This is a genomic window from Streptomyces sp. NPDC001393 (assembly GCF_053597455.1).
Window position 1 is genome coordinate 1 of the sequence record NZ_JBSFIH010000069.1, and the last position, 21875, is coordinate 21875.

The window sequence follows — 21875 nt, forward strand, 5'->3', positions numbered from 1 at the left end:
GACACGGTTCTCTTGGTCGAAAACCCATCTACCAGGGGCTTCACCATGTTGTCAGCCCAACTACCAGGCTGCAGCAGCAGGTTGGAAAAGGCTCAGTGGCTGACTATTTCAGAAACCGGATCGCGTAGGCGGCGGGTCACCGAAAGAACGCTCGCCTTGGTGTCCTGAAGCGACACGGTCTTTCCTGTGTCGTCGACGGTGATGGCGTCCGCACGGACGTCGTCGGCTGTCGCGATGAGGTCCGTGCAGGCCCCCGGTGCCAGCAGACGGAATGACGAGTCGAACGTGATCAGAACACCGTGATCCGCACCCCATTCGAGAAGTCGGCGTGTGGTGTTCGCATCCAACATCGCACCCGTCGGGTTGTTCGGCAGGACAAGAAACAGAGCGTCGAGGTTCAGCCGACTCAGCTCGTCGAAATCAGGCTCCGGCATCAACCACTTCTCGGGAACGGCGATCAGGTCGACACCACTCATGGCCATGAGCGCCGGAAGGTTGTCGAAGGTGGGCGTGATCATGCCTGTTCGAAGCCGTTGTGAAGCAAGGTGTTTGGCTACGATGTCCACACCCACCGACGCCGAATAGACTATGTGCGATGATGCCGCAGAATATCGCTGGCCGGTGTGCCGACCGAGGGCCTCCAAGAAGTCATGCTCAACTCGTTGAACAAGACCCCGGCGCGATTCCTTGAACGACTCCGCGAAGGCGTCTTCGAGGACTCTTCTGGTTTCCGGCAACAGGCTGTGATTCGCATGCCCGTCAGCGAGGTCGAGCCGCGATGCCTGAGCCTGTGACTCGAATTCTGTAAGATTGCGCGGAGTACTTTCACTCATCTTCAGAACCGACAGACCACTAGGGAGAGGATCCCTGCCCCAGAGAAGTCATCGGTGGCCAGTATCTCGACAACTTCTCCTTCCGTTTCTTCGTTTATACGATCGGAGAGCACCTGCAGCCTCTTGCCTGTGCTGTCGTCGCCGGGCTCGTGCTCGATGATGGCAATGCCATGGGCGGCGACGGACATCATTGCCCGTAATGAACCGATGACAAGGTCGCAGTACTGGCCGGATGGCTGAGGTTGGGTGTCCGGTCTGCCGAGCCTGGCTGGTTTGGTGTCACAGAAAACCGCAGACGCTGCCCGGCGCACACGCTCGGGAACATGCGGTGGCGACCAGGTGCTGTAGAAGGGCGGGGAGGTGAACACCACCACGTCACGGTCGGGGATACTCAGATCCGACCAGTTCGCCGGGACCGTCGAGTCACCGCACACCATCGCGCCGCCGGGAACGGCTGCCGGTGCCCGGGCCAAGTCCTCTGTGATCTGTTGTTCGTTGAGCCGTCCACTGCCATCGAGACTCTGCAGTTCCTGAACCACGCGCAAGCAGCGGAGCGGCAGGTCGTCATCGCTTCGTTCAGGCCGGTGCAACCCTGCGCCGTGCACCGGCTCACAGTGGGACTTGGCCAAGCTGACACAGGCAAGGACCGGGTCGATCTCCATGCCGACAAAGGGAATCCCGAGGTGGCGGGCAGCGATAGCGGAGCTGCCCGCGCCACAGAACGGATCAAGTACGACGGCCGGAAACTCCGGAGTGAGGTCGATGATGGTCCTGGCGATCGCGCGCGCGTTTCCAGTGTTCGGTGCGTTGAACCAACGCTCGACGGGTTCGTCGCGGTCAGGTAGATATTCAGCAAGGCGGCCTGGAACTCCGTACGCACGGATCATTTGTTCCATGCACCCCCCTCGCATCAGCAGCGCACACAGCCACCGCCTTGAGTCTGCCCCGCTCCTTCAACTCGCTTGCCCCGCAAGAGAACTATAGGGAATCGTAGGCCGTCAAGACGGACGCCCGAAGACGGAACTGCCCTTACGGCCAACGAAGTTGATCGAAATGGCCGCGATCACCGGCCTCCGTCGGGTGTGCTCTTTCCTGCCCCCGCGCGTGCCCAGCGCCTCGTGCGGCAAGGAAATCGCCTGGAGAGCCAGTTGGTCTCGGATGTGCTGAACCAGGGCCGCATGTCCCCCAGGTGACCTGGCGTGTGTTCCACGCGGCACGCGCGGGCCTCGCCAGCCGGTGACCTCGCCCATGGCGCCACGCGACGTGGGCGTCCGCCGGCCACGGGCTTGCCGGAGCCGCAGCTGTTCGGCGGTGACTCGACGAGGCGGTGCATCACCGACTCGGCCAGCTCGACAACCCCGGAACCTGATGGTTCCCCCTGACGCCAAGTACAATTACGCCGCAGGGCGCAGGGCCCGCCCTAGTCGGCAGCGCGGGTGGGCGGCAAGTCCTTGACTCCTTTCCGCAGGGAGCGGCATGACTGCTCTTCCAGAGGATCACCTCCCTTCGTGCGACAGACGACCGCTGACGATAAGAGCAGTCACAGAGGCGGATCTACCCCAACTTGCACGCGCCGACAGGGAGATCTTCCGGGAGGACGCATACCCGTATTTCGTGCTCCGCCAGCTGTTCGATCTGCACGGAGACCGCCTACTCGTTCTCGACGACGGGGAGAGCCTGTACGGCTATGTTCTGTACGTCACCACACCGGACCGAGACCGGAGCTGGATCCTCAGCCTTGGGGTCACCCTCGGCCAGCGGGGGCAGGGGCTGGGCCGACGGCTGATGCTGGAGGTGCTGCGCCGGCTGCGTGCCGAGGGCGTGAGCGAGGTGCGCCTCACAGTGGAGCCGGGGAACGACGGCGCGGTCCTCCTGTACCGGTCACTGGGTTTCGCGTCCGACGCGGGCCCGCGCAAGGACTACTTCGGTCCCGGCGAGGACCGGCTCATCATGACGCTCGGACTGTGAAGCTCAGGGCTATGGCCTCTGAGCAGCGCTGATGGTACGGCGAGTAACCACATCACCCCGCGTCGTCATTGGCGACTCGCCGCACCCTGTCCGGGTAGGGCACCCAGGAGGCGATCAGGCGCCGCGGCCGGGACAGCCGTCGCACGCCGAGCAAGCACTGTCCGCATCCGTCGCAGGGGTTGGCGGCCGCCACCAGGACGGCCTTGCTCAGCCCAGGAAGCTCAGTCGAACCTGACGATCGGGATTGTCCCTGTTCGTGTCGACCAGGCAGACCGACTGCCAGGTGCCCAGCTCCAGGCGGCCGCCGATCACCGGGAGGGTCGCGTGGGGTGGGACGATCGCCGGGAGGACGTGGTCGCGGCCGTGGCCGGGGCTGCCGTGGCGGTGCTGCCAGCGGTCGTCGGCGGGGAGCAGGGTGTGCAGGGCGGCGAGGAGGTCCTCGTCGCTGCCGGCGCCCGTCTCGATGACGGCGATTCCGGCAGTCGCGTGCGGGACGAAAACACTGAGCAGGCCGTCGCGGCCGGCCGCCGCCTCGCGCAGGAAGTCCTCACAGTCGGCGGTGAGGTCGACGACGCGCTCCCGGGAGCCGGTGGAGACGTGCAGCATGCGGGTGGTGAAGGCATCTGGCATGCCCCTATCCTGGCCCATACGCCGGGTTTCGCACCCTGTGGCACGAGCACGTCGTAAGACGGCCGGTCCACTGGACGAGACGCCGTTGACCTTGGCGCGGCCATCTGGCTACGTTCTGCCGCATGTTGCGTTCAGCCCTGCTCACCACGCGCGGTCACATCGACCTGCTGCGGGTGGCCTCCGCCGCGTGTCGTAGCGGCCGCTGACGCCCTTCCCGCTTTCCCGTTTCTTTCTCTTCCTCGGCTCCGCCGCCGCTGTCTGTGATCATCTGCCGTTGAGGCCGGTGTGACGGGTCGGCGTGCGAGCCGAGCCCCCCGTATCCCCACCTGCGCTTTCCCCCGTGGAGCAGTCCATGAGCATCAGCCATGCCCCACCCAGCTCTCCTGAGCCGGATATTTCCGGTATATCCAAGTCCCATGACCCCGAGGCGCCGCACTCCGAACGCACCGGCCCGGACCTCCAGCCCGTCGTCCCCGCCTCCTCCCGCCGCCTCCGCGTCCCCCGCTGGGTGCGCCGCACGGCGGGTCCGGTCCTGCTGCTCGCCCTGTGGCAACTCCTCAGCGCCACAGGTGTGTTGACGGCCGATGTGCTTGCCTCCCCGGGCCGGATCGCTCAGGTCGGCTGGGACCTGGTCAGTGACGGTTCGCTGCCGTCGGCCATGGGGACCTCGCTCCGGCGCGTCGCGTTCGGCCTGCTGTTCGGGACCGTGATCGGCACCGGACTCGCCCTGGTCTCGGGGCTGTTCCGGATCGGCGAGGACCTGGTGGACGCGCCGGTGCAGATGCTGCGGACGGTGCCGTTCGTGGGTCTCATCCCGCTGTTCATCATCTGGTTCGGCATCGGCGAGACCCCGAAGATCGCCATCATCACGCTCGGTGTGACCTTCCCGCTCTATCTGAACGTGTACGCCGGAATCCGCGGGGTGGATGCCCAACTCATCGAGGCCGGTGAGTCATTGGGGCTCTCCCGGTGGGGTCTGGTGCGGCACGTCGTGCTGCCGGGCGCGCTGCCCGGGGCGCTGACCGGCCTGCGCTACTCGCTCGGCATCGCCTGGCTCGCGCTGGTCTTCGCCGAGCAGGTCAACGCCGACGCCGGCATCGGCTTCCTGATGGTGCAGGCGCGGGACTTCCTGCAGACCGACGTGATCGTGGTCTGCCTGATCGTCTACGCCTTCCTCGGTCTGCTCGCCGACTTCATCGTCCGCTCCCTCGAAAGGCTGCTGCTGCAATGGCGACCGACGTTCACCGGCCGGTGACGGCCGAGCCGGCCCCGGCCGTGCATGTCAAGGGGCTGATCCGCTCCTTCGACGGACGTGCCGTCATCGACGATCTCCGACTCGACATCGCTCCCGGCGAGTTCGTCGCCCTGCTCGGCCGCAGCGGCTGCGGCAAGTCGACGCTGCTGCGCATCCTCGCCGGACTCGACCGCGACATCCAGGGCACCGCGCTGGTCCCACGCCGCAGGGCCGTCGCCTTCCAGGCGCCCCGGCTCATGCCCTGGAAGAGGGTGTGGCGCAACGTCCTGCTCGGCCTGCCCGGCAAGCCCGGACGCGCCGTGGCCGAGCGGGCGTTGGAGGAGGTCGGCCTCGGCCACCGGACCGACGCCTGGCCGAAGACCCTCTCCGGAGGCGAGGCGCAGCGTGCCGCCCTCGCCCGCGCCCTGGTGCGCGAACCCGATCTGCTGCTGCTCGACGAGCCGTTCGGCGCTCTGGACGCGCTGACCCGGATCAAGGCCCAGCGTCTGGTCGGGGAGTTGTGGCAGCGCCGTGGCTGTGCCGTGCTGCTGGTCACACACGACGTCGAGGAGGCCGTACTGCTGGCCGACCGCGTCCTGGTCATGGACGGCGGCCGGATCGCCCACGAGCAGCGCATCGACCTCGACCGGCCGCGCGAGATCACCGACCCCCGCTTCGCCGGGCTCCGGGCCGGCCTGCTGGCACGGCTCGGCGTCAGCACCGCCGCCGAAGCCGCCTGAATCCCCTGAAAGCTCCTGCACATGAACGGAACCGTCATGCGACGACGCCTCGTCCCCGCCGCCCTGCTCCTGCCCTTCGCGCTCCTGCTCACCGCCTGCGGCGGGAACGCGTCCGCCGGCACGGGCGCCCACACCGACGGAAGGGGCTCCGTCACGCTGAACGTCGGTGATCAGAAGGGTGGTTCAGAGGCGATTCTGCGCGCCGCCGGTGAGCTGAAGAACCTGGACTACAAGATCAAGTGGTCGACGTTCACCTCCGGCCCGCCGCTGCTGGAGGCCGTCAACGCCGGGGCCGTCGACATCGGAGGCGTAGGCAACACCCCACCCGTCTTCGCGGCCGGCGCCGGCTCGAAGATCTCCGTCGCGGCGGCCTGGCACGGCACCTCCAAGGGCGACGCCATCCTCGTGCCCGGCAACTCCGAGCTGACCAGGCCGGACCAGCTCAAGGGCAGGTCCGTGGCCGTGGCCCAGGGGTCGTCGGCCCACTACCAGCTGGTCGCCTCCCTGAAGGCAGCCGGACTGAGCCTGTCCGACGTCCACGTCAAGTACCTTCAGCCGGCCGACGCGCTCGCCGCGTTCACCTCCGGCAAGGTCGACGCGTGGGCGGTGTGGGATCCCTACACCTCCCAGATCCTCCAGGCCAAGCAGGGCCGGGTGCTGACCACCGGTGAGGGCGTCACCAACGGGCTCACCTTCCAGGTGGCCGCGCCCGCCGCCCTCAAGGACCCGAAGAAGGCCGCCGTCATCAAGGACTACCTGGCCCGGCTGCGGCGGGCGACGGCCTGGGTCCACGACCACCAGCAGGACTGGGCCAAGGTGTGGGCGAAGGACACCGGACTGCCGTACGACGTGGCACTGGCCTCGGTGAAGCGGACCAACTCCACCCGTGTCGCAGTCGCCGTCGACAAACCGCTCGTCGCATCCGAGCAGCAGATCGTCGACACCTTCGCCGGGCTGAAGCTCATCCCGAAGAAGGTGGACTTCGGCGACTTCGTGGACACGCGGTTCAACGGCGGCCTGCCGCCGTCGACAACCCCGGCCAAGGACTGAGGAACGAGGCTCCGGCATGACCGTATGACTGCACTGGTTCCTGCCGACCGGTGGCGACGGGCGCACCCTCGTGGACCGGCACGCCTACGGCGCACCGACGAGGTCCTCTCCGTCGTACGCGGGGTGTGGCGCGGGGAGCCGTACGACTTCGACGGAGCCCACTACCGGGTCGAGGGCGGACTGACCGCGTTGCCGCCGGACCCGGTGCCGCAGCTGTTCTTCGGGGGCTCCTCGGCGGCGGCTGGGAAGATCCGCAGCCGGATCCCGGTTAGTAGAAGCGTGAACGAATCGCGTGAGGTCGAGGTCGTCGTCATCGGCGCTGGTCAGGCCGGGCTGTCCAGCGCCTATCACCTGCGGCGCACCGGTTTCGAGCCGGACCGCGACGTCGTGGTCCTAGACCACTCCCCCGCGCCGGGCGGTGCCTGGCAGTACCGGTGGCCCTCGCTGACGTACGGCAAGGTGCACGGGATGCACGCGCTGCCCGGCATGGAGCTGACCGACGCCGATCCCGGCCGGCCCTCGGCAGAGGTGATCGGTGAGTACTTCGCCCGGTACGAGCGGACCTTCGGCCTGCGCGTGCGACGGCCCGTCGACGTACGGGCGGTACGGGAAGGAGACGGCGGGCGGCTGCTCGTGGAGACCTCGGCCGGCATCTGGTCGACGCGCGCCCTGATCAATGCGACCGGCACGTGGGACCGGCCGTTCTGGCCGCGCTATCCAGGTCAGGAGACCTTCCACGGGCGGCAGTTGCACACCGCGCAGTACGCCGGCCCTGAGGAGTTCGCCGGACAGCGCGTCGTGGTGGTGGGCGGCGGCGCCTCGGGCACCCAGCACCTGCTGGAGCTGGCCCCGTACGCGGCCGCGACCACCTGGGTCACCCGGCGGCCTCCGGTGTTCCGCGAGGGGCCGTTCGATCAGGAGGCGGGCAGGGCGGCCGTCGCGCTGGTGGAGGAGCGGGTGCGTCAGGGACTGCCCCCGCGCAGTGTGGTCTCGGTCACCGGGCTGCCTCTCAACGACGCCGTCCGGCAGGGGCTCGCGGACGGGATCCTGGACCGGCAGCCGATGTTCGACCGGATCACCCCGGACGGCGTGGAGTGGGACGGCGGACGGCACGTCACCGCCGATGTGATCCTCTGGGCGACCGGGTTCCGCGCCGCGCTGGACCATCTCCGTCCGCTGCGGCTGCGCGAGCCGGGCGGCGGGATCCGGGTCGAGGGCACCCGGGCGGTGGCCGACCCACGCGTCCATCTGGTCGGCTACGGCCCGTCGGCCAGCACCATCGGCGCGAACCGGGCGGGCCGCGCGGCCGTCCGGGACATCAGGCGGCTGCTGGCCGAGGCTCGGCCGCTCGCCGCGTGACCTCCCGCCGGCTCAGCGAGCCTGGGACCGCGGGGTGCCCGGACCCTGGCCGTGGCTCGGGCTCTGCGCCCGAGCCGTGCCCTGGTGGAGGGAGTTGAACTCCGCCACGTTGCGCATGTGCGTCGCGTAGTCGGAGGTGAAGCGGGTGTCCCCGGGCTTGACGGTGACGAAGTACAGCCAGTCGCCCGGCGTCGGATTGAGCGCGGCATGCATCGCATCCTCGCCGGGATTGTCGATCGGTGTGGGCGGCAGGCCCATGCGCTGGTAGGAGTTGTAGGGACTCTCGATGCGCGTCTCGATCCGGCCCGTGTGGACGGTGTTGCGGTTCAGCGCGTAGTTGATCGTCGAGTCCATCTGGAGCGGCATCCCTCGCTCCAGCCGGTTGAAGACGACCCGGGCGACCTTGCCCATGTCCGCCCTGGTCGCGGCCTCGGCCTGGACGATGCTGGCGATGGTGACCGTCTGGTACGGGTTCATCGCGTCGCGCTGCGCCCCGGCGGCGATGGGCGCCGCGTTGAACCTGCTGTCCGCGGTGTCGACCATGAAGCGCAGGAGGGACTCGGGCGTCGCTCCCTCGTGGAGGGGATACGTCGCCGGGAAGAGGTAGCCCTCCGGGTTGCCCGCGGCGTCGCGCGGCAGCTTCAGACCGGCATTCGCCACGGACTTGCCGGTGCTTCCGCCAGGCAGTCGAAGAGCCCTGTCGATCGCGTCGTACACCTGGCTCGCGCGCCAGCCCTCGGGGACGACCAGGGCGGCGGCCGGTGTCGGCTCGGGCCCGCTGTCGGGGGTCAGCAGCGGCACCGCCACGGCGGTACCGGCCACGACGGCGCCGGCCACGACGAGGCCGAGTCTGCCCCGGCGTGTCAGTCGAAGCGTGCTCCGTGGCGGAATGTTCGTCTGCATGCGGGAACGGTAATACGCATATCGTCGCAAACCTGGCATATGTTCAGTTCGTCGGCCGCAGCGTCAGCGCATCGGTCACGGCCGCGTTCGAGCCGCCGGTCAAGGCCGCGTTCAGCTTGTCGGTTCGAGCTGCGCGTCCCGCCGCACCAGTGCGGCGTACCGCCCGTCCAGTTCCAGCAGTTCCTCGTGGCTGCCGCGTTCGGCGACCCGTCCGGAGTCGAGGACGACGATCTGGTCGGCGCCGCGGATCGTGGACAGCCGGTGGGCGATGGTGATCGTCGTCCGGTCGGCCGACAGGGCGTCGATCGCGTCCTGGACCGCCGCCTCCGTACGGGTGTCGAGCGCGCTGGTCGCCTCGTCGAGGATGAGGACCGGCGGATCGCGCAGGATGGTGCGGGCGATCGCGAGGCGCTGCTTCTCACCGCCGGAGAAGCGGTGGCCGCGTTCGCCGACGACCGTGTCGTATCCGTCGGGCAGCGCGGCTATGTGGTCGTGTATCTGCGCCGCCCTGGCAGCCGCCCGCAGTTCCTCGTCCGTGGCGTCCGGCTTGGCGAAGCGGAGGTTGTCGGCGACCGAGGCGTGGAAGAGGTACGTCTCCTGCGAGACGACACCGACCGCGCGGGCGAGGGTGTCGAAGTCGAGGTCCCGGACGTCGACGCCGTCGATGGTGACGCGGCCGCCGGTGACGTCGTAGAGGCGGGGCACCAGATAGCCGAGCGTGGACTTGCCGGCGCCGGTGGGGCCGACGACGGCGAGGCTGCCGCCCGCGGGCACGGTGACGTCGATGCCGTCGAGGACGGGGCGGGTCCGGTCGTCGTTCTCGTAGCGGAACTCGACGCCCTCGAAGCGGACTTCGCCCTTGACCTCGTCGAGGTGGACGGGCCGCTCGCGCTCGGTGATGTCGATGGGCAGGTCGAGATACTCGAAGATGCGCTGGAAGAGGGCGAGAGAGGTCTGGATCTGGACGCCGGTGGCGAGCAGGCTCACGGCGGGCCGGAACAGTCCCTGCTGGAGCGAGACGAAGGCGACGATCGTGCCGAGCGAGACCTTGGGGCCGCCGAACTGCAGGGCCAGGCCTGCCGTCCAGTAGATGACGGCCGGCATCGCGGCCATGACGATCGTGATCACGGCCATGCGCCAGCGCCCGGCCATGTTCGACTTCACTTCCAGGTCGACCAGGCGCTCGGACTCCTCGGCGAAGGACGCGGTGAGCGAGTCGGAGCGGCCCATGGTGCGACCGAGCAGGATGCCGCTGACCGAGAGCGACTCGGTGACGGTGGCCGCCATCGCGGCCATCTGCTTCTGCCGCTGTGTGGTGATCTTCTTGCGTTCGTTACCGACGCGGCGGCTGATCCACACGAACACCGGCAGCAGGATCAGCGAGACGATCGTGAGCCGCCAGTCGAGGGCGACCATCGCGATGATCGTGGCGACGACGCTGGTGGCGTTGGAGACCAGGGAGGTCGCGGTCGAGGTGACGGTGGCCTGCATGCCGCCGATGTCGTTGGCGATCCGGGACTGCACCTCGCCGGTGCGCGTGCGCGTGAAGAAGGCGAGCGACATGCGCTGCAGACGGCCGTAGACGGCGGTGCGCAGGTCGTGCATGACGCGCTGGCCGACGGTGGTCGAGATCAGCGTCTGGAGCACGCCGAAGACGCTGGAGAGGACGGCACTGAGGATCATGCCGAGCGCGAGCAGGCTGAGCAAGCCGGTGCGGCCCTGCGGGATCGCGACGTCCAGGGTCTCCTTGAGCAGGAACGGCGTGGCCACCGAGACCAGCGAGGAGGCGCCGACCAGCAGGCCGACGGTCGCGAGCCGCCCGCGATAGGGACGGAAGAGCTTCAGGATGCGGCGCACCTGCCGGGGTTGTTCCTTGGCGTCGGCAGGCGGGGTCCAGGAGGGTTCTCGGTCGGGATGCATGGGCTCCTACGGAGGTGAACGGGCGCCGGCCGGGGATCGACCGACGATGACGAACGGATCGTAGCTCATTGTTACCTATACTCACAATGAACGGCATCCTGATATTGTTCCCGCATGACCACCCCAGATCCCGACGGCCTGCTCGCCGAGCAGTTGCTGCGGCTGACCCGCCGGGTGCACCGCATCCAGAAACGCCATCTGGAACGGCACGACCTGGGCGTCACCCCGGCCCAGTCCCGACTGCTGCGCACCCTCGCGCACTACCCCTCGCCGCCGCGCATGGCCGATCTCGCCGAGCGCCTGGAGGTGGTGCCGCGCGCGGTGACGACGCTGGTCGACGGGCTGGAGGCGAGCGGGAAGGTCCGGCGGGTGGCCGATCCGGCGAACCGGCGAGTGACCCGGATCGAGCTGACGGACGAGGGGCGCACGACGCTGCGCCAGCTGCGCGGCGCACGACGCTCGGCGGCCGAGGAGATCCTCGCTCCGCTGACCGAGAAGGAACGCCAGGTGCTCGGCGTGCTGCTGGACACGCTCATCGAGGGGGACGGCGGCCAGCGCTGCTGACCCCTGCGCACCGGGCTCGGTGCACAGCACGGCGGGCCGCACACCACCCTCGGTGCACGGCCCGCCGGCAAAGGGCTGACAGGCAAGGAGCCCACCGCAGGTGGGCCGACCGCCGGTCACCTCAGCAGCCGTAGCGATCCTCCGTCAGCACCCCCTGAACCGTGGTCAGCGAACGGTCGTAGCAGCCGTCGGAGCCGTACAGCCGATAGCGCTCGCTCGATGTGCCGACCGCGTGCCGCTGGTCGCGCGGGACGTTGATCGTGTACGCAGCGTCGCCGGTGTAGGTGTCGTCGAGCCGTGACCACGTGGTGCGCCGGCCGTCCCGCAGGTCCACGACCGACGCGCGGTCGCCGAGCGTCAGCACGGTGCGTAGCCGGTCGTCCGTGCCGATGGTCGTGGAGCCGTTCATGGTGTACGTCCGGTCGGTGTGCGTCGTCCGCGCCGGACCGTCTCCGCCAACGGTGACCGTCTGGTCGTCGGACCAGGTCGCGTCCAGTCCGTCCGTGTTCTCGCCGTCGGTCCAGCGGTGGTCGGAGGTGTTGGCGAGCGTCCGGGTGACGGTGGTGGTCACGCGGCCGTGCGAGGTGTCGAGGTATCCGGACACGGTGAGGCGGTGTCCGGCGTCGGTGTTCACGCGGTTCTCCGAACCCGGCGTGTAGGTGGAGGAGTTGGCGATGTCCGTGGCCTTGTTCCCGGTGAGCGCCCCCATGACGTGGGCGCGGTGCGCGTCCTGCCAGACCAGGACGTTCACCGGTGTGCTCCAGCCCGACTGGCCCGCGGGCACGCCGACGACGGAGACCTCGACGCGGTGCGGCCGCCCGTCGTTGAGCAGGCCCGCGAAGGGTGTGAGGTCGTATTCGATCGGCCGGACGTCGAAGGCGCCCGGCGCCGGAATGACGTACCAGAGGAAGGGGTTGGACCAGCCGCCCGTCCAGACGTTCGGGAACGGCGCGGCGATTCCGGCGAGTTGGCCGTCGACCTTGACCTGCACCTCGCGGTAGGGGCCGTGATCGGCCTTGCAGGAGTACGACGCCGGGTCGGCCACGGTCAGGTACCAGAACTCCTCGCAGCCACCGCCCGAACCGGTCGCGTAGACCTCGGCGACGATCCGCTCGCTGTTGCGCGGGGTGGTGAGTGTCGTGCCGTCGGGCGTGTCGGCGAGGGTGAGCACGCGGTCGGGGGTCCGCTGCGCGGGACGGCCCGCATAGAAGGTCAGGGTGACGTGTACGTCGATGACGCCGGTGTAGGTGTCGTCGACGACGTTGCCGATGAGCATCTCGACGTCCTGCGGACTGCGGAAGGTGTCGCTGTATCGGGTGACGTCCTTCTCGACGTGCCATGCGATGCCGTCGGGCGAGGGCTCCGGGGTGGAGGTGCGCAGGATCTCGACCCCGCCGACGTGCAGATAGCCGAGGCGGTCGTACTGACGGCCCTTCACCTTGCCGTCGAGCCGCAGGACGACCTTGCTCCAGTGGTCGCCGCAGCCCTGGGGCGGGGTGTACGTGCCCCGGTACGGCGTGAAGTCGCGGAACTGGGCGTCGGCGAGGGTGACCTGGCACGACTTGGTGTGCGGCCGCTCGACGGGGGGTGCCGCGGTGACCGGGTCGTGCCAGTCGGTACCGAACTCGGCCGGGACGTCGGCCGCTTGGGCCGCTGCAGCTCCGGTGCCGAAGAAGGCACTCGCCAGGAGGGTCGCTCCGGCAAGCATGGACATGACTATCCGTCTTCTCATGGCCGGTGTTCTACGGCCAGTCGGGGCGGGGCCGCAATGACGCCTCGAGGAGTACGGCGCGATCGCGTCGAGGGCGCGACTGCCCTCGGCCTTTTCCGGCACGGCGGGGCGGGCGCCCACCCTGCAGCGGCGGCACGGGGGCGGGCCGGGGCCCCGCCCGCTCCAGCGGAGCGGAGAGCGCGGGCGAGCGCCTGCCCAGGCACGGGCACGCCGGCCGTCCCGCGCAGGCTCCGGGCCGACCGGGTCGGGCGCTCGGTTCCGGCCGCTCGCCCATCACCATCACGCCGTGGTCGAGATGCAGCCAGATACCGCCGCCCTTGTCGTCACCCTGGGGACGCGTGGGGTCGGGCGCGGCCCGGACAGACCGCGGGAGCCGCCCGCCTGCCCGGCGAGAGTCGACGGCGGTGTCCCGACCGGCGCCGGGCCCGGCGGCCAGTGGCCGGAAGCCGGTGGATTTCTGCGCTCCGTCGGGAAAACCGTTTGAAATTCACCACGCGGTGACGCGAACCTTTCACGGCTTGTCACCGCTTTGCGCCGCCTCCCCATTTCGCCCCATCCCCTCCCCACTTCACCCCAGCCCCTGGTCATCCCTTCCCTCCTGACACGAGCCACTGGGACGTCATGCAGATCCAAGACCTTCCGTACTCCGATCCGGGCGCCCCCGACACCCGTTCGGGTCCCCGATTCCTGTGGTGGCTCGGGCGTCACCAGCTGGGCGGCCAGCTGAAGTCGCTCGCCTGGGGCCTGCTGCACTTCGTCTCCGTCTCTGCCCTGCCCTTCTGCGTCGGCCTCGCCGTCCAGGCGGTCGTCGACCGCTCCGGCAGCCGGCTCGCCCTGACGGGTGGTCTGATGCTGCTGTGCGGCACGGGCATCGCCCTCGGCGACACCTTCCTGCACCGGGCCGCCGTCACCAACTGGATCACGGCCGCCGCCCGTGTCCAGCAACTGCTGGCGCGCAAGGCGGCCCAGTTGGGCTCCGCCCTGACCCGGCGGGTCGCCGCCGGCGAGGTGGTGGCGGTCTCCACCGGCGACGTCGAGAAGATCGGCTGGTTCGTCGAGGCGGTCTCCCGGTTCACCGCGGCCGCGCTGACCGTCGTCGTGGTCTGCGTCGGCCTCCTCGTCTACCAGCCCGCCCTGGGCGTCGTCGTCGCCGTCGGACTGCCGATCGTGGCACTCGCGGTGCTGCCGCTGCTGCCCCGGGCGACGCGCCGCGCCGATGTGCAGCGCGAGAAGGCGGGCCGGGCCACCGAGCTGGCCTCGGACACGGTCGCCGGGCTGCGGGTGCTGCGCGGCATCGGCGGCGAGGAGCTGTTCCTCGACCGCTACCGCCGCGCCTCGCAGGAGGTACGGCACGCCGCGGTGCGCAGCGCCCGGATGTGGTCACTCATCTCGGCCATCCAGGTGCTGCTGCCCGGACTGCTGCTGATCGCCGTCGTCTGGCACGGCATCCACCTGGCCCGCCAGGGCCGGATCACCGTCGGCGAACTCGTCACCGTCTACAGCGCGGTGATGGTGCTGAATTATCCGCTTCGCCATTTCGAAGAGATCGCGATGGCCTATTCCTTCTCCCGGCCCTCGGCGAAACGGGCGGCCCGCGTGCTGTCCCTGGAGCGGCCCACGGCCACCGAGGGCACCCTCGAGGCGGAGGTGCCGGGCGGAGACCTGTACGACCCCGCGACCGGTCTGCTCGCTCCCGCCGGCCGGCTCACCGCCGTGGTCTGCGGCGATCCGGACGCGGCGGGCAGACTCGCGGAGCGGCTGGGCGGCCACCCGACCGTGCCGGGCCGCTCGGTGCTGCTCGGCGGGGTCGCCCTGGACGACCTGCCCCTGGACAGCGCGCGTACCGCCGTACTCGTCCAGGACAAGGACCCGGTGCTGCTCTCCGGCACGCTGCGCGAGTTGCTCGAGGTACCGGCCTCGGGAGGCGTGCCCCCCGCGGACGCGCTGGCCGCGGCGCAGTGCGACGACGTCCTGGACGCGCTCGTCCAGGGATCCCTGGACGCCGCCGACCCGATGGACTCCCGCATCACCGAGCGCGGACGGTCCCTGTCCGGCGGCCAGCGCCAGCGGCTCGCCCTGGCCCGGTCGCTGATCACCGACCCGGAGGTACTGGTGCTGGACGAGCCGACCTCCGCGGTCGACTCGCACACCGAGGCGCGGATCGCGGATGGAGTGCGCCGGCTGCGCTCGGGACGCACCACCGTGGTGTTCACCTCCTCGCCACTGCTGCTCGACCGCGCGGACCGGGTCGTCCTGGTCCACGAGGGCGCGGCCGTGGCGGTCGGCGTCCACCGCGAACTGGTGGAGAGCGAGCCCCGATACCGGGCCGTGGTCACCCGGGAGACGGACGACGAACGGGCCGCGGCCGACCAGGACGCCCTGGTGGGCGCGCGCCCGAAGCTGGAAGAGATCGAGGAGAGCGCATGATCGGCGTTGCGCCACCGGCGCACGACCCGGCGGCCCCGACGACCGCCACCACCCTGCCCGTCGGCGCGACCGCGACCGTGCGCGGCTACGTCGCCGAGTTGTTCCGCCGGCACCGTCGGGCGTTCCTGCTGCTCATCGGCGTGAACACGGTGGCCGTGATCGCCTCCATGGTGGGTCCTTACCTGCTCGGCGACCTGGTCGAGCGGGTGTCCGACCGGACGCGGGAGCTTCATCTGGGCCTGATCGCCGGGCTGTTCGTGCTCGCGCTGGCCGTGCAGGCGGGGTTCACCCGGCAGGTGCGGCTGCGGGGCGCGATGCTCGGCGAGCGGATGCTGGCCGACCTGCGCGAGGACTTCCTCGTCCGGTCGGTCGGGCTGCCGCCGGGCGTACTGGAACGGGCGGGGACGGGCGACCTGCTCTCCCACATCACCACCGACATCGACCGGCTCGCCAACGCGATGCGCGAGGCCGTGCCGCAGCTGGCGATCGGAGTCGTGTGGGCCCTGCTGCTGCTCGGCGGGCTCGTCGTGACGGCCCCGCCGCTCGCGGCCGCCATACTGCTCGCCGTGCCGGTGCTGGTGGCCGGGTGCCGCTGGTACTTCAAGCGGGCACCCTCCGGCTACCGCTCCGAGGCCGCCGGGTACGCCGCCGTCGCCGCCGCGCTCGCCGAGACGGTGGACGCGGGTCACACCATCGAGGCGCACCGGCTCGGCGCGCGCCGCGTCGCCCTGTCGGAGCGGCGGATCAAGGAGTGGACGTCCTGGGAGCGGTACACGCTGTGGTTGCGGTCCGTGCTGTTCCCGGTCATCAACGCCGTGCACGTGATCGTGCTCGGCTCGGCGCTGATGGTCGGCGGCGTGTTCGTCCTGAACGGCTGGATCGGGGTGGGGCAGCTGACCACGGGCGCCCTCGTCGCGCAGATGCTCGTCGACCCGGTGAATCTGATCCTCAGGTGGTACGACGAGGTGCAGGTCGCCCAGGTGTCGCTGGCCCGTCTGGTCGGTGTGCGGGACATCGAGCCGGACGCCGGGGACACCTCGCTGGCGCCGGACGGGCGGGACGTGCACGCCGACCGGGTCCACTTCGGCTACCGCGAGGGCGTCGACGTGCTGCGCAAGGTGTCCCTGGAGGTCACCGCGGGCACCCGGCTGGCCCTGGTGGGCCCGTCGGGCGCGGGCAAGTCCACCCTGGGCAGGCTGCTCGCCGGGATCTACGCGCCCCGCGACGGCCGGATCACCCTGGGCGGTGCGGAGCTGTCCCGGATGCCGGCGGAGCGTGTCCGGTCGCATGTCGCCCTGGTCAACCAGGAGCACCACGTCTTCGTCGGCTCCCTGCGCGACAACCTCCTGCTGGCCCGCACCGATGCCACGGATGCCGAGCTGTGGGCGGCGCTGGGCGCGGTCGACGCGGACGGCTGGGCGCGCGCACTGGGCGACGGCCTGGACACCGAGGTCGGCTCCGGCGGCCTGGCCCTGACCCCGGCGCAGGCCCAGCAGATCGCCCTGGCCCGGCTGGTGCTCGCCGATCCGCACACGCTGGTCCTGGACGAGGCGACCTCGCTGCTGGACCCACGCGCGGCCCGGCATCTGGAACGCTCCCTGGCCCGGGTGCTGGACGGCCGCACCGTGGTCGCCATCGCCCACCGTCTGCACACCGCCCATGACGCGGATGTGATCGCCGTCGTGGAGGACGGCCGCATCAGCGAGCTGGGCAGCCATGACGAGCTGGTCGCGGCGGACGGCGCCTACGCGGCGCTGTGGCGGTCCTGGCACGGGTGAGGACCCTGCGAGCGTGCGGGCGTGCGGCCGGTGCGGCGGCGCAGTGCCTGCCGGCAAGGCCGCTTCCCGCGATCGCGGCGGCCCTGCCGGCAGGGACCGGGGGCGTGCCACCGGGCGCCGTGGCCCAGACTGCCGGTTCTTGGGACTGCCGGTCCGCCGCGAGCGGGCGGGGGGCGACGAGGTTTGCCATCGGCCCTGGGCCCCGGCGTGTCACGCGGCCAGGTTCACACCCGCACCTCGGGATACTTCAGTCACTTCCGATACTTCCAGTACTTCCAGCACTTCCATTACTTCCGGCAGCAGCCGGGCCATGACCGGCGGGCGCGCAGTGGGGGTGTGGCCGGTGCCGGTACCGGATGCGGGCACGGACCGGCACCCGTGCCGTTGCGCGGTCCCGAGCAGGGGTGGAAGTCTGGAGAACGGCACCGGTGCGGGGAACGCCCCCGAACCACCCGGTTCGCGGCGTGTGAGCCTCGTCCTCGTGCCATGCGTGCCGACGGCCCGCCGCCCGTTGTGGTGGCACATGGCCGTCCTCACCACCTGGAGGTACTCGTGGACAGCGCCGACGGCTGGGGGGACGACGTCTACCAGCCCGATCCCTCGGAGATCCGGGAGGATTCGGGGGTGCTCGACGTCGAGGACACACTGGACTTCGACGGCGTCGCCGACCCGCTCGACCGTGGCTGGTCCCCTCCCGAACGACCCTGGGCGGTGGAGCACATCGGGGTGACGGCGGCCGAACGCCAGGCGGGCGAGACCCTGGACCAGCGGCTCGCCGAGGAGCAGCCCGACCTCGTGGCCCGCGACGGCGATGACATCGGTGACCACGACTCCGACGGGGAACTCCTCGACAACGAGGTCGGCAACCTGCGCTCCGGCCGGCTGGTGGCCCCGGACGAGGGAGCACACGAGGACGAGGAGGCCGCCCTGGTCGCCACCGACGTCGGCATCGACGGCGCGGCCGCCTCCGCCGAGGAGGCCGCGATGCACATCGTCGACGAGGATTCCCTGCCCGGCTGACCCTCGGGCCCCCGCCGGTCCGCGCCCCGCCCGGCCGCGCGGAGCGAGCAGACCATCGAGTGGGACGACGGCCGGACCCACCCGGTGATCGATGTGGAGATCTCCTCGGAGAGCCACCCCTTCTGCACGGGCGAGGCCCGCACGGTCGACGCCGAGGGGCGTGTCGCCCGCTTCGAGCGCCGGTACGGCTTGGCGGGGGCCGGCGAGACCGCCTGAGCCACCGCTCAGCCGGCCGATCCGGGCCGGGTCCCTCAGATCACGTTGAGGGCCGCGGCGCAGCCCACGCCGCCGAGCAGCATGAACACGGGCATCAGGACCTTCAGCTCCACCCAGCTCCCGGCCCGGAACCGCAGGGCCTTCGGCGGCCCCACGGGGTACCAGCGCTTGCGGCCCACCGGGATCGGCCACAGGATCGGGCAGCCGGACACTGTCAGTGCGTCCCCGATGTCGTGCACCAGCGCACCCAGCACGACCGGCAGCCCCAGCCACAGGTACTGCTGGCCCGGTGCCGTGAACAGCCAGTCGGAGCCGTTGCCCGGCTTGTCCAGGATCCCCGCGAGGATCCATGCACTGGTCGCCGCCAGCAGCCAGACCAGGACATCGGCGCTGGAGCCCCGGGCCGCCCGCCACAGCAGGCCCTCGATCGCCAGCACCATGTGCACGAAGAGGATCGCCAGCACCGCCCAGCGGCCCCCCGAGATGGCCACGGCCGAGCAGCCGGCGCCGATCAGGACCGCCCAGACCCAGGTGTGTGTCAGCGTGCGGTGCCCGCCATTGCGCCGCGGGTCGCCCTTCATGCGCGTCGCCTTGTAGACAGCCCAGGACAGCTTGTCCACGATCTCGCAGATCCAGTGGGAGATCGGCCCGAAGGAGCGCGAGATCGTCGCCGCCTTGTGGTCGAGGTCCGGGGCGAGCGCGGCGCCGGCACAGATCAGGGCGCCACAGAGGAGGACCGGCCAGGGCATCGGATGCCCGGCCGCGGCGGCTGCCGCTCCGACGCCGAGCCAGGCCGCGGCCCCCGACAGTGAGTGTGCTGGTCCCATCATGGCCGCTTCCCGCCCCATTCCTCGTGTGCCGCTGTCCAGTTGACCTGGTGCGCTGACGTCCCGTCGGCGACACAGCGTAGCGGCCATGATCTTCGCGCCCACAGCCGATTCCCCTCTCGGCTGCGAGTCCAGGCAAGATGGGTGCGTGACCCTCATCGATCAGCTGCCGCCGACCGCCGACCCCGACGCCCTGTACGAAGCCTTCGAGTCGTGGGCGCAGGAGCGCGGCCTCACCCTCTACCCCCACCAGGAGGAGGCGCTGATCGAGGTGGTCTCCGGGGCGAACGTGATCGTCTCGACACCCACCGGCTCGGGCAAGAGCATGATCGCCGCGGGAGCGCACTTCGCCGCGCTCGCCCGGAACGAGGTCACCTTCTACACGGCCCCGATCAAGGCCCTGGTATCGGAGAAGTTCTTCGAGCTGTGCAAGCTGTTCGGCACCGAGAACGTCGGCATGCTCACCGGCGACGCGTCCGTGAACGCCGACGCCCCCGTGATCTGCTGCACCGCCGAGGTGCTGGCGTCGATCGCCCTGCGCGACGGCAAGGACGCGGATGTCGGCCAGGTCGTGATGGACGAGTTCCACTTCTACGCCGAGGGCGACCGAGGGTGGGCCTGGCAGATTCCGCTGCTGGAGCTCCCCCAGGCGCAGTTCATCCTGATGTCGGCGACTTTGGGTGATGTGTCCTTCTTCGAGAAGGACCTCACCCGTCGCACCGGCCGCCCCACGTCGGTGGTCCGTTCGGCGACCCGCCCGGTGCCGCTCTCCTACGAGTACAAGCTCACCCCGCTCACCGAGACGCTCACCGACCTGCTGGAGACCAAGCAGGCCCCGGTGTACATCGTGCACTTCACGCAGGCGCAGGCCGTGGAGCGGGCGCAGGCGCTGATGAGCATCAACATGTGCTCGCGCGAGGAGAAGGACCAGATCGCCGAGCTGATCGGCAACTTCCGCTTCACCACCAAGTTCGGCCGGAACCTCTCCCGGTACGTCCGGCACGGCATCGGAGTCCACCACGCCGGCATGCTGCCCAAGTACCGGCGCCTGGTCGAGAAGCTCGCCCAGGCGGGCCTTCTGAAGGTCATCTGCGGCACCGACACGCTCGGCGTGGGCGTCAACGTACCCATCCGCACGGTGCTGTTCACGGCCCTGACCAAGTACGACGGCAGCCGCGTGCGCACCCTGCGGGCCCGGGAGTTCCACCAGATCGCGGGCCGGGCCGGCCGGGCCGGGTTCGACACGGCGGGGCTCGTCGTGACACAGGCGCCGGAGCACGTCATCGAGAACGAGAAGGCGCTGGCGAAGGCGGGCGACGACCCGAAGAAGCGGCGCAAGGTCGTCCGCAAGAAGGCGCCGGAGGGTTTTGTCGGCTGGACGGAGAACACCTTCCAGAAGCTGATCGAATCGGACCCGGAGCCGCTGACCTCGCGTTTCCGGGTGACGCACACGATGCTGCTGTCGGTGATCGCCCGCCCGGGCAACGCGTTCGAGGCGATGCGCCACCTGCTGGAGGACAACCACGAGCCGCGCCGGCAGCAGCTCAGGCACATCCGCCGGGCCATCGCGATCTACCGGTCGCTCCTCGACGGCGGGATCGTGGAGAAGCTCGACAAGCACGACGCCGAGGGCCGTATCGTCCGGCTCACCGTCGACCTGCAGCAGGACTTCGCGCTCAACCAGCCGCTGTCCACGTTCGCCCTCGCCGCGTTCGAACTCCTCGACCCCGAGTCGCCGTCCTACGCCCTCGACATGGTCTCCGTCGTCGAGTCCACCCTGGACGACCCGCGGCAGATCCTCGTCGCCCAGCAGAACAAGGCGCGCGGCGAGGCCGTTGCCGCGATGAAGGCCGACGGCGTCGAGTACGAGGAGCGCATGGAGCGCCTCCAGGACATCACGTACCCGAAGCCGCTGGAGGAGCTCCTCTTCCACGCGTACAACACCTACCGCAAGAGCCACCCCTGGGTCGGCGACCACCCGCTGTCGCCGAAGTCGGTCATCCGGGACATGTACGAACGGGCGCTGTCCTTCACCGAGTTGGTGTCCTTCTACGAGCTGGCCCGCACCGAGGGCATCGTGCTGCGCTACCTGGCCAGCGCCTACAAGGCCCTCGACCACAACATCCCGGACGACCTCAAGTCCGAGGACCTGCAGGATCTGATCGAGTGGCTCGGCGAGATGGTGCGGCAGGTGGACTCCAGCCTGCTGGACGAGTGGGAGCAGCTGGCGAACCCGGAGGAGATGACCGCCGAGGAGGCGCAGGAGAAGGCCGACGAGGTCAAGCCGATCACCACCAACGCGCGCGCCTTCCGGGTCCTGGTCCGCAACGCCCTGTTCCGCCGCGTGGAGCTGGCCGCCCTCGACCAGGTCGAGGAGCTGGGCGAGATGGACGGCGAGTCCGGCTGGGACGCCGACGCCTGGGGCGAGGCGATGGACAAGTACTGGGACGAGTACGAGGACCTCGGCACCGGTCCCGACGCCCGCGGCCCCAAGCTGCTCGTCATCAACGAGGAGCCGGAGAACGGCCTCTGGCGGGTCCGCCAGATCTTCGACGACCCGAACGGCGACCACGACTGGGGCATCAGTGCGCAGGTCGACCTCGCGGCCTCGGACGCCGAGGGCCGTGCCGTCGTCCGCGTCACCGAGGTCGGCCAGTTGTGAGCCGTTCGCGAC

The 21875-nt window shown here is 70.1% G+C and carries 18 protein-coding genes and 1 pseudogene; 12 read left to right on the forward strand and 7 right to left on the reverse strand.

Annotated features, from left to right (window positions below; translation table 11 throughout):
- Positions 1-92: 92 nt before the first annotated feature.
- The gene (locus ACWC2T_RS40400; RefSeq protein WP_450675288.1) at positions 93-833 is read right to left on the reverse strand and encodes an aminotransferase class I/II-fold pyridoxal phosphate-dependent enzyme; all 741 of its coding nucleotides are present in this window, start codon (positions 831-833) and stop codon (positions 93-95) included.
- A 2-nt stretch (positions 834-835) separates the two neighbouring features.
- On the reverse strand, positions 836-1729 hold the full coding sequence (locus ACWC2T_RS40405; protein ID WP_450675289.1) for a hypothetical protein: 894 nt from the start codon (positions 1727-1729) through the stop codon (positions 836-838).
- A gap of 580 nt (positions 1730-2309) precedes the next feature.
- On the opposite strand from ACWC2T_RS40405, the gene ACWC2T_RS40410 reads away from it, so the two are divergent.
- Positions 2310-2801 carry an N-acetyltransferase family protein gene (locus tag ACWC2T_RS40410; protein WP_450675290.1) on the forward strand — a complete coding sequence of 164 codons (492 nt, stop codon included), beginning with the start codon at positions 2310-2312 and terminating at the stop codon, positions 2799-2801.
- A 207-nt stretch (positions 2802-3008) separates the two neighbouring features.
- Here the strand turns inward: ACWC2T_RS40410 and ACWC2T_RS40415 are convergent, their stop codons facing one another.
- On the reverse strand, positions 3009-3431 hold the full coding sequence (locus ACWC2T_RS40415) for a secondary thiamine-phosphate synthase enzyme YjbQ (RefSeq protein WP_450675291.1): 423 nt from the start codon (positions 3429-3431) through the stop codon (positions 3009-3011).
- Between the two features lie 122 nt (positions 3432-3553).
- Here ACWC2T_RS40415 and ACWC2T_RS40420 point away from each other — a divergent pair, with 122 nt between their 5' ends.
- The 5 genes from ACWC2T_RS40420 (at position 3554) to ACWC2T_RS40440 (ending at position 7814) form a co-directional block, all read left to right on the forward strand.
- A complete protein-coding gene (locus tag ACWC2T_RS40420; RefSeq protein ID WP_360147178.1) occupies positions 3554-3637 on the forward strand; it encodes a putative leader peptide in 84 nt (27 codons plus the stop codon).
- A 146-nt stretch (positions 3638-3783) separates the two neighbouring features.
- Positions 3784-4686, forward strand: a complete 903-nt coding sequence (locus ACWC2T_RS40425) for an ABC transporter permease (RefSeq protein ID WP_450675292.1) — start codon at positions 3784-3786, stop codon at positions 4684-4686.
- Positions 4659-5405, forward strand: coding sequence for an ABC transporter ATP-binding protein (locus ACWC2T_RS40430; protein ID WP_450675293.1), 747 nt, complete (start codon positions 4659-4661; stop codon positions 5403-5405). The genes ACWC2T_RS40425 and ACWC2T_RS40430 overlap by 28 nt, the downstream gene beginning before the upstream one ends.
- Positions 5406-5441: 36 nt before the next feature.
- The gene (locus ACWC2T_RS40435) at positions 5442-6455 is read left to right on the forward strand and encodes an ABC transporter substrate-binding protein (RefSeq protein WP_450675316.1); all 1014 of its coding nucleotides are present in this window, start codon (positions 5442-5444) and stop codon (positions 6453-6455) included.
- A 24-nt stretch (positions 6456-6479) separates the two neighbouring features.
- Positions 6480-7814, forward strand: coding sequence for an LLM class flavin-dependent oxidoreductase (locus ACWC2T_RS40440; RefSeq protein ID WP_450675294.1), 1335 nt, complete (start codon positions 6480-6482; stop codon positions 7812-7814).
- A 12-nt stretch (positions 7815-7826) separates the two neighbouring features.
- Here ACWC2T_RS40440 and mltG read toward each other — a convergent pair whose 3' ends face one another.
- Positions 7827-8717, reverse strand: coding sequence for an endolytic transglycosylase MltG (gene mltG, locus ACWC2T_RS40445; RefSeq protein ID WP_450675295.1), 891 nt, complete (start codon positions 8715-8717; stop codon positions 7827-7829).
- 111 nt (positions 8718-8828) lie between these two features.
- Positions 8829-10637 carry an ABC transporter ATP-binding protein gene (locus ACWC2T_RS40450; protein ID WP_450675296.1) on the reverse strand — a complete coding sequence of 603 codons (1809 nt, stop codon included), beginning with the start codon at positions 10635-10637 and terminating at the stop codon, positions 8829-8831.
- A 114-nt stretch (positions 10638-10751) separates the two neighbouring features.
- Here ACWC2T_RS40450 and ACWC2T_RS40455 point away from each other — a divergent pair, with 114 nt between their 5' ends.
- Positions 10752-11201, forward strand: a complete 450-nt coding sequence (locus tag ACWC2T_RS40455) for a MarR family winged helix-turn-helix transcriptional regulator (RefSeq protein ID WP_450675297.1) — start codon at positions 10752-10754, stop codon at positions 11199-11201.
- 121 nt (positions 11202-11322) lie between these two features.
- Here the strand turns inward: ACWC2T_RS40455 and ACWC2T_RS40460 are convergent, their stop codons facing one another.
- Positions 11323-12933: a peptide-N4-asparagine amidase gene (locus tag ACWC2T_RS40460; RefSeq protein WP_450675298.1), complete on the reverse strand. Its 1611-nt coding sequence runs from the start codon at positions 12931-12933 to the stop codon at positions 11323-11325.
- Between the two features lie 621 nt (positions 12934-13554).
- Between ACWC2T_RS40460 and ACWC2T_RS40465 the strand changes: the two genes are divergently transcribed.
- The 4 genes and pseudogenes from ACWC2T_RS40465 to rpmE all read left to right on the forward strand — a co-directional run.
- On the forward strand, positions 13555-15360 hold the full coding sequence (locus tag ACWC2T_RS40465) for an ABC transporter ATP-binding protein (protein WP_450675299.1): 1806 nt from the start codon (positions 13555-13557) through the stop codon (positions 15358-15360).
- On the forward strand, positions 15357-17138 hold the full coding sequence (locus tag ACWC2T_RS40470) for an ABC transporter ATP-binding protein (RefSeq protein ID WP_450675300.1): 1782 nt from the start codon (positions 15357-15359) through the stop codon (positions 17136-17138). The genes ACWC2T_RS40465 and ACWC2T_RS40470 overlap by 4 nt, the downstream gene beginning before the upstream one ends.
- A gap of 552 nt (positions 17139-17690) precedes the next feature.
- Positions 17691-18158 carry a DUF5709 domain-containing protein gene (locus tag ACWC2T_RS40475; RefSeq protein ID WP_450675301.1) on the forward strand — a complete coding sequence of 156 codons (468 nt, stop codon included), beginning with the start codon at positions 17691-17693 and terminating at the stop codon, positions 18156-18158.
- A 27-nt stretch (positions 18159-18185) separates the two neighbouring features.
- Positions 18186-18374, forward strand: a pseudogene (rpmE, locus tag ACWC2T_RS40480) (50S ribosomal protein L31); the annotation flags it as partial.
- 35 nt (positions 18375-18409) lie between these two features.
- Here rpmE and ACWC2T_RS40485 read toward each other — a convergent pair.
- Positions 18410-19204 carry a metal-dependent hydrolase gene (locus ACWC2T_RS40485; RefSeq protein ID WP_450675302.1) on the reverse strand — a complete coding sequence of 265 codons (795 nt, stop codon included), beginning with the start codon at positions 19202-19204 and terminating at the stop codon, positions 18410-18412.
- A 145-nt stretch (positions 19205-19349) separates the two neighbouring features.
- Between ACWC2T_RS40485 and ACWC2T_RS40490 the strand changes: the two genes are divergently transcribed.
- Positions 19350-21863 (forward strand): DEAD/DEAH box helicase, encoded by a 2514-nt coding sequence (locus ACWC2T_RS40490; RefSeq protein WP_450675303.1) that lies wholly within the window; start codon positions 19350-19352, stop codon positions 21861-21863.
- Positions 21864-21875 lie beyond the last annotated feature (12 nt).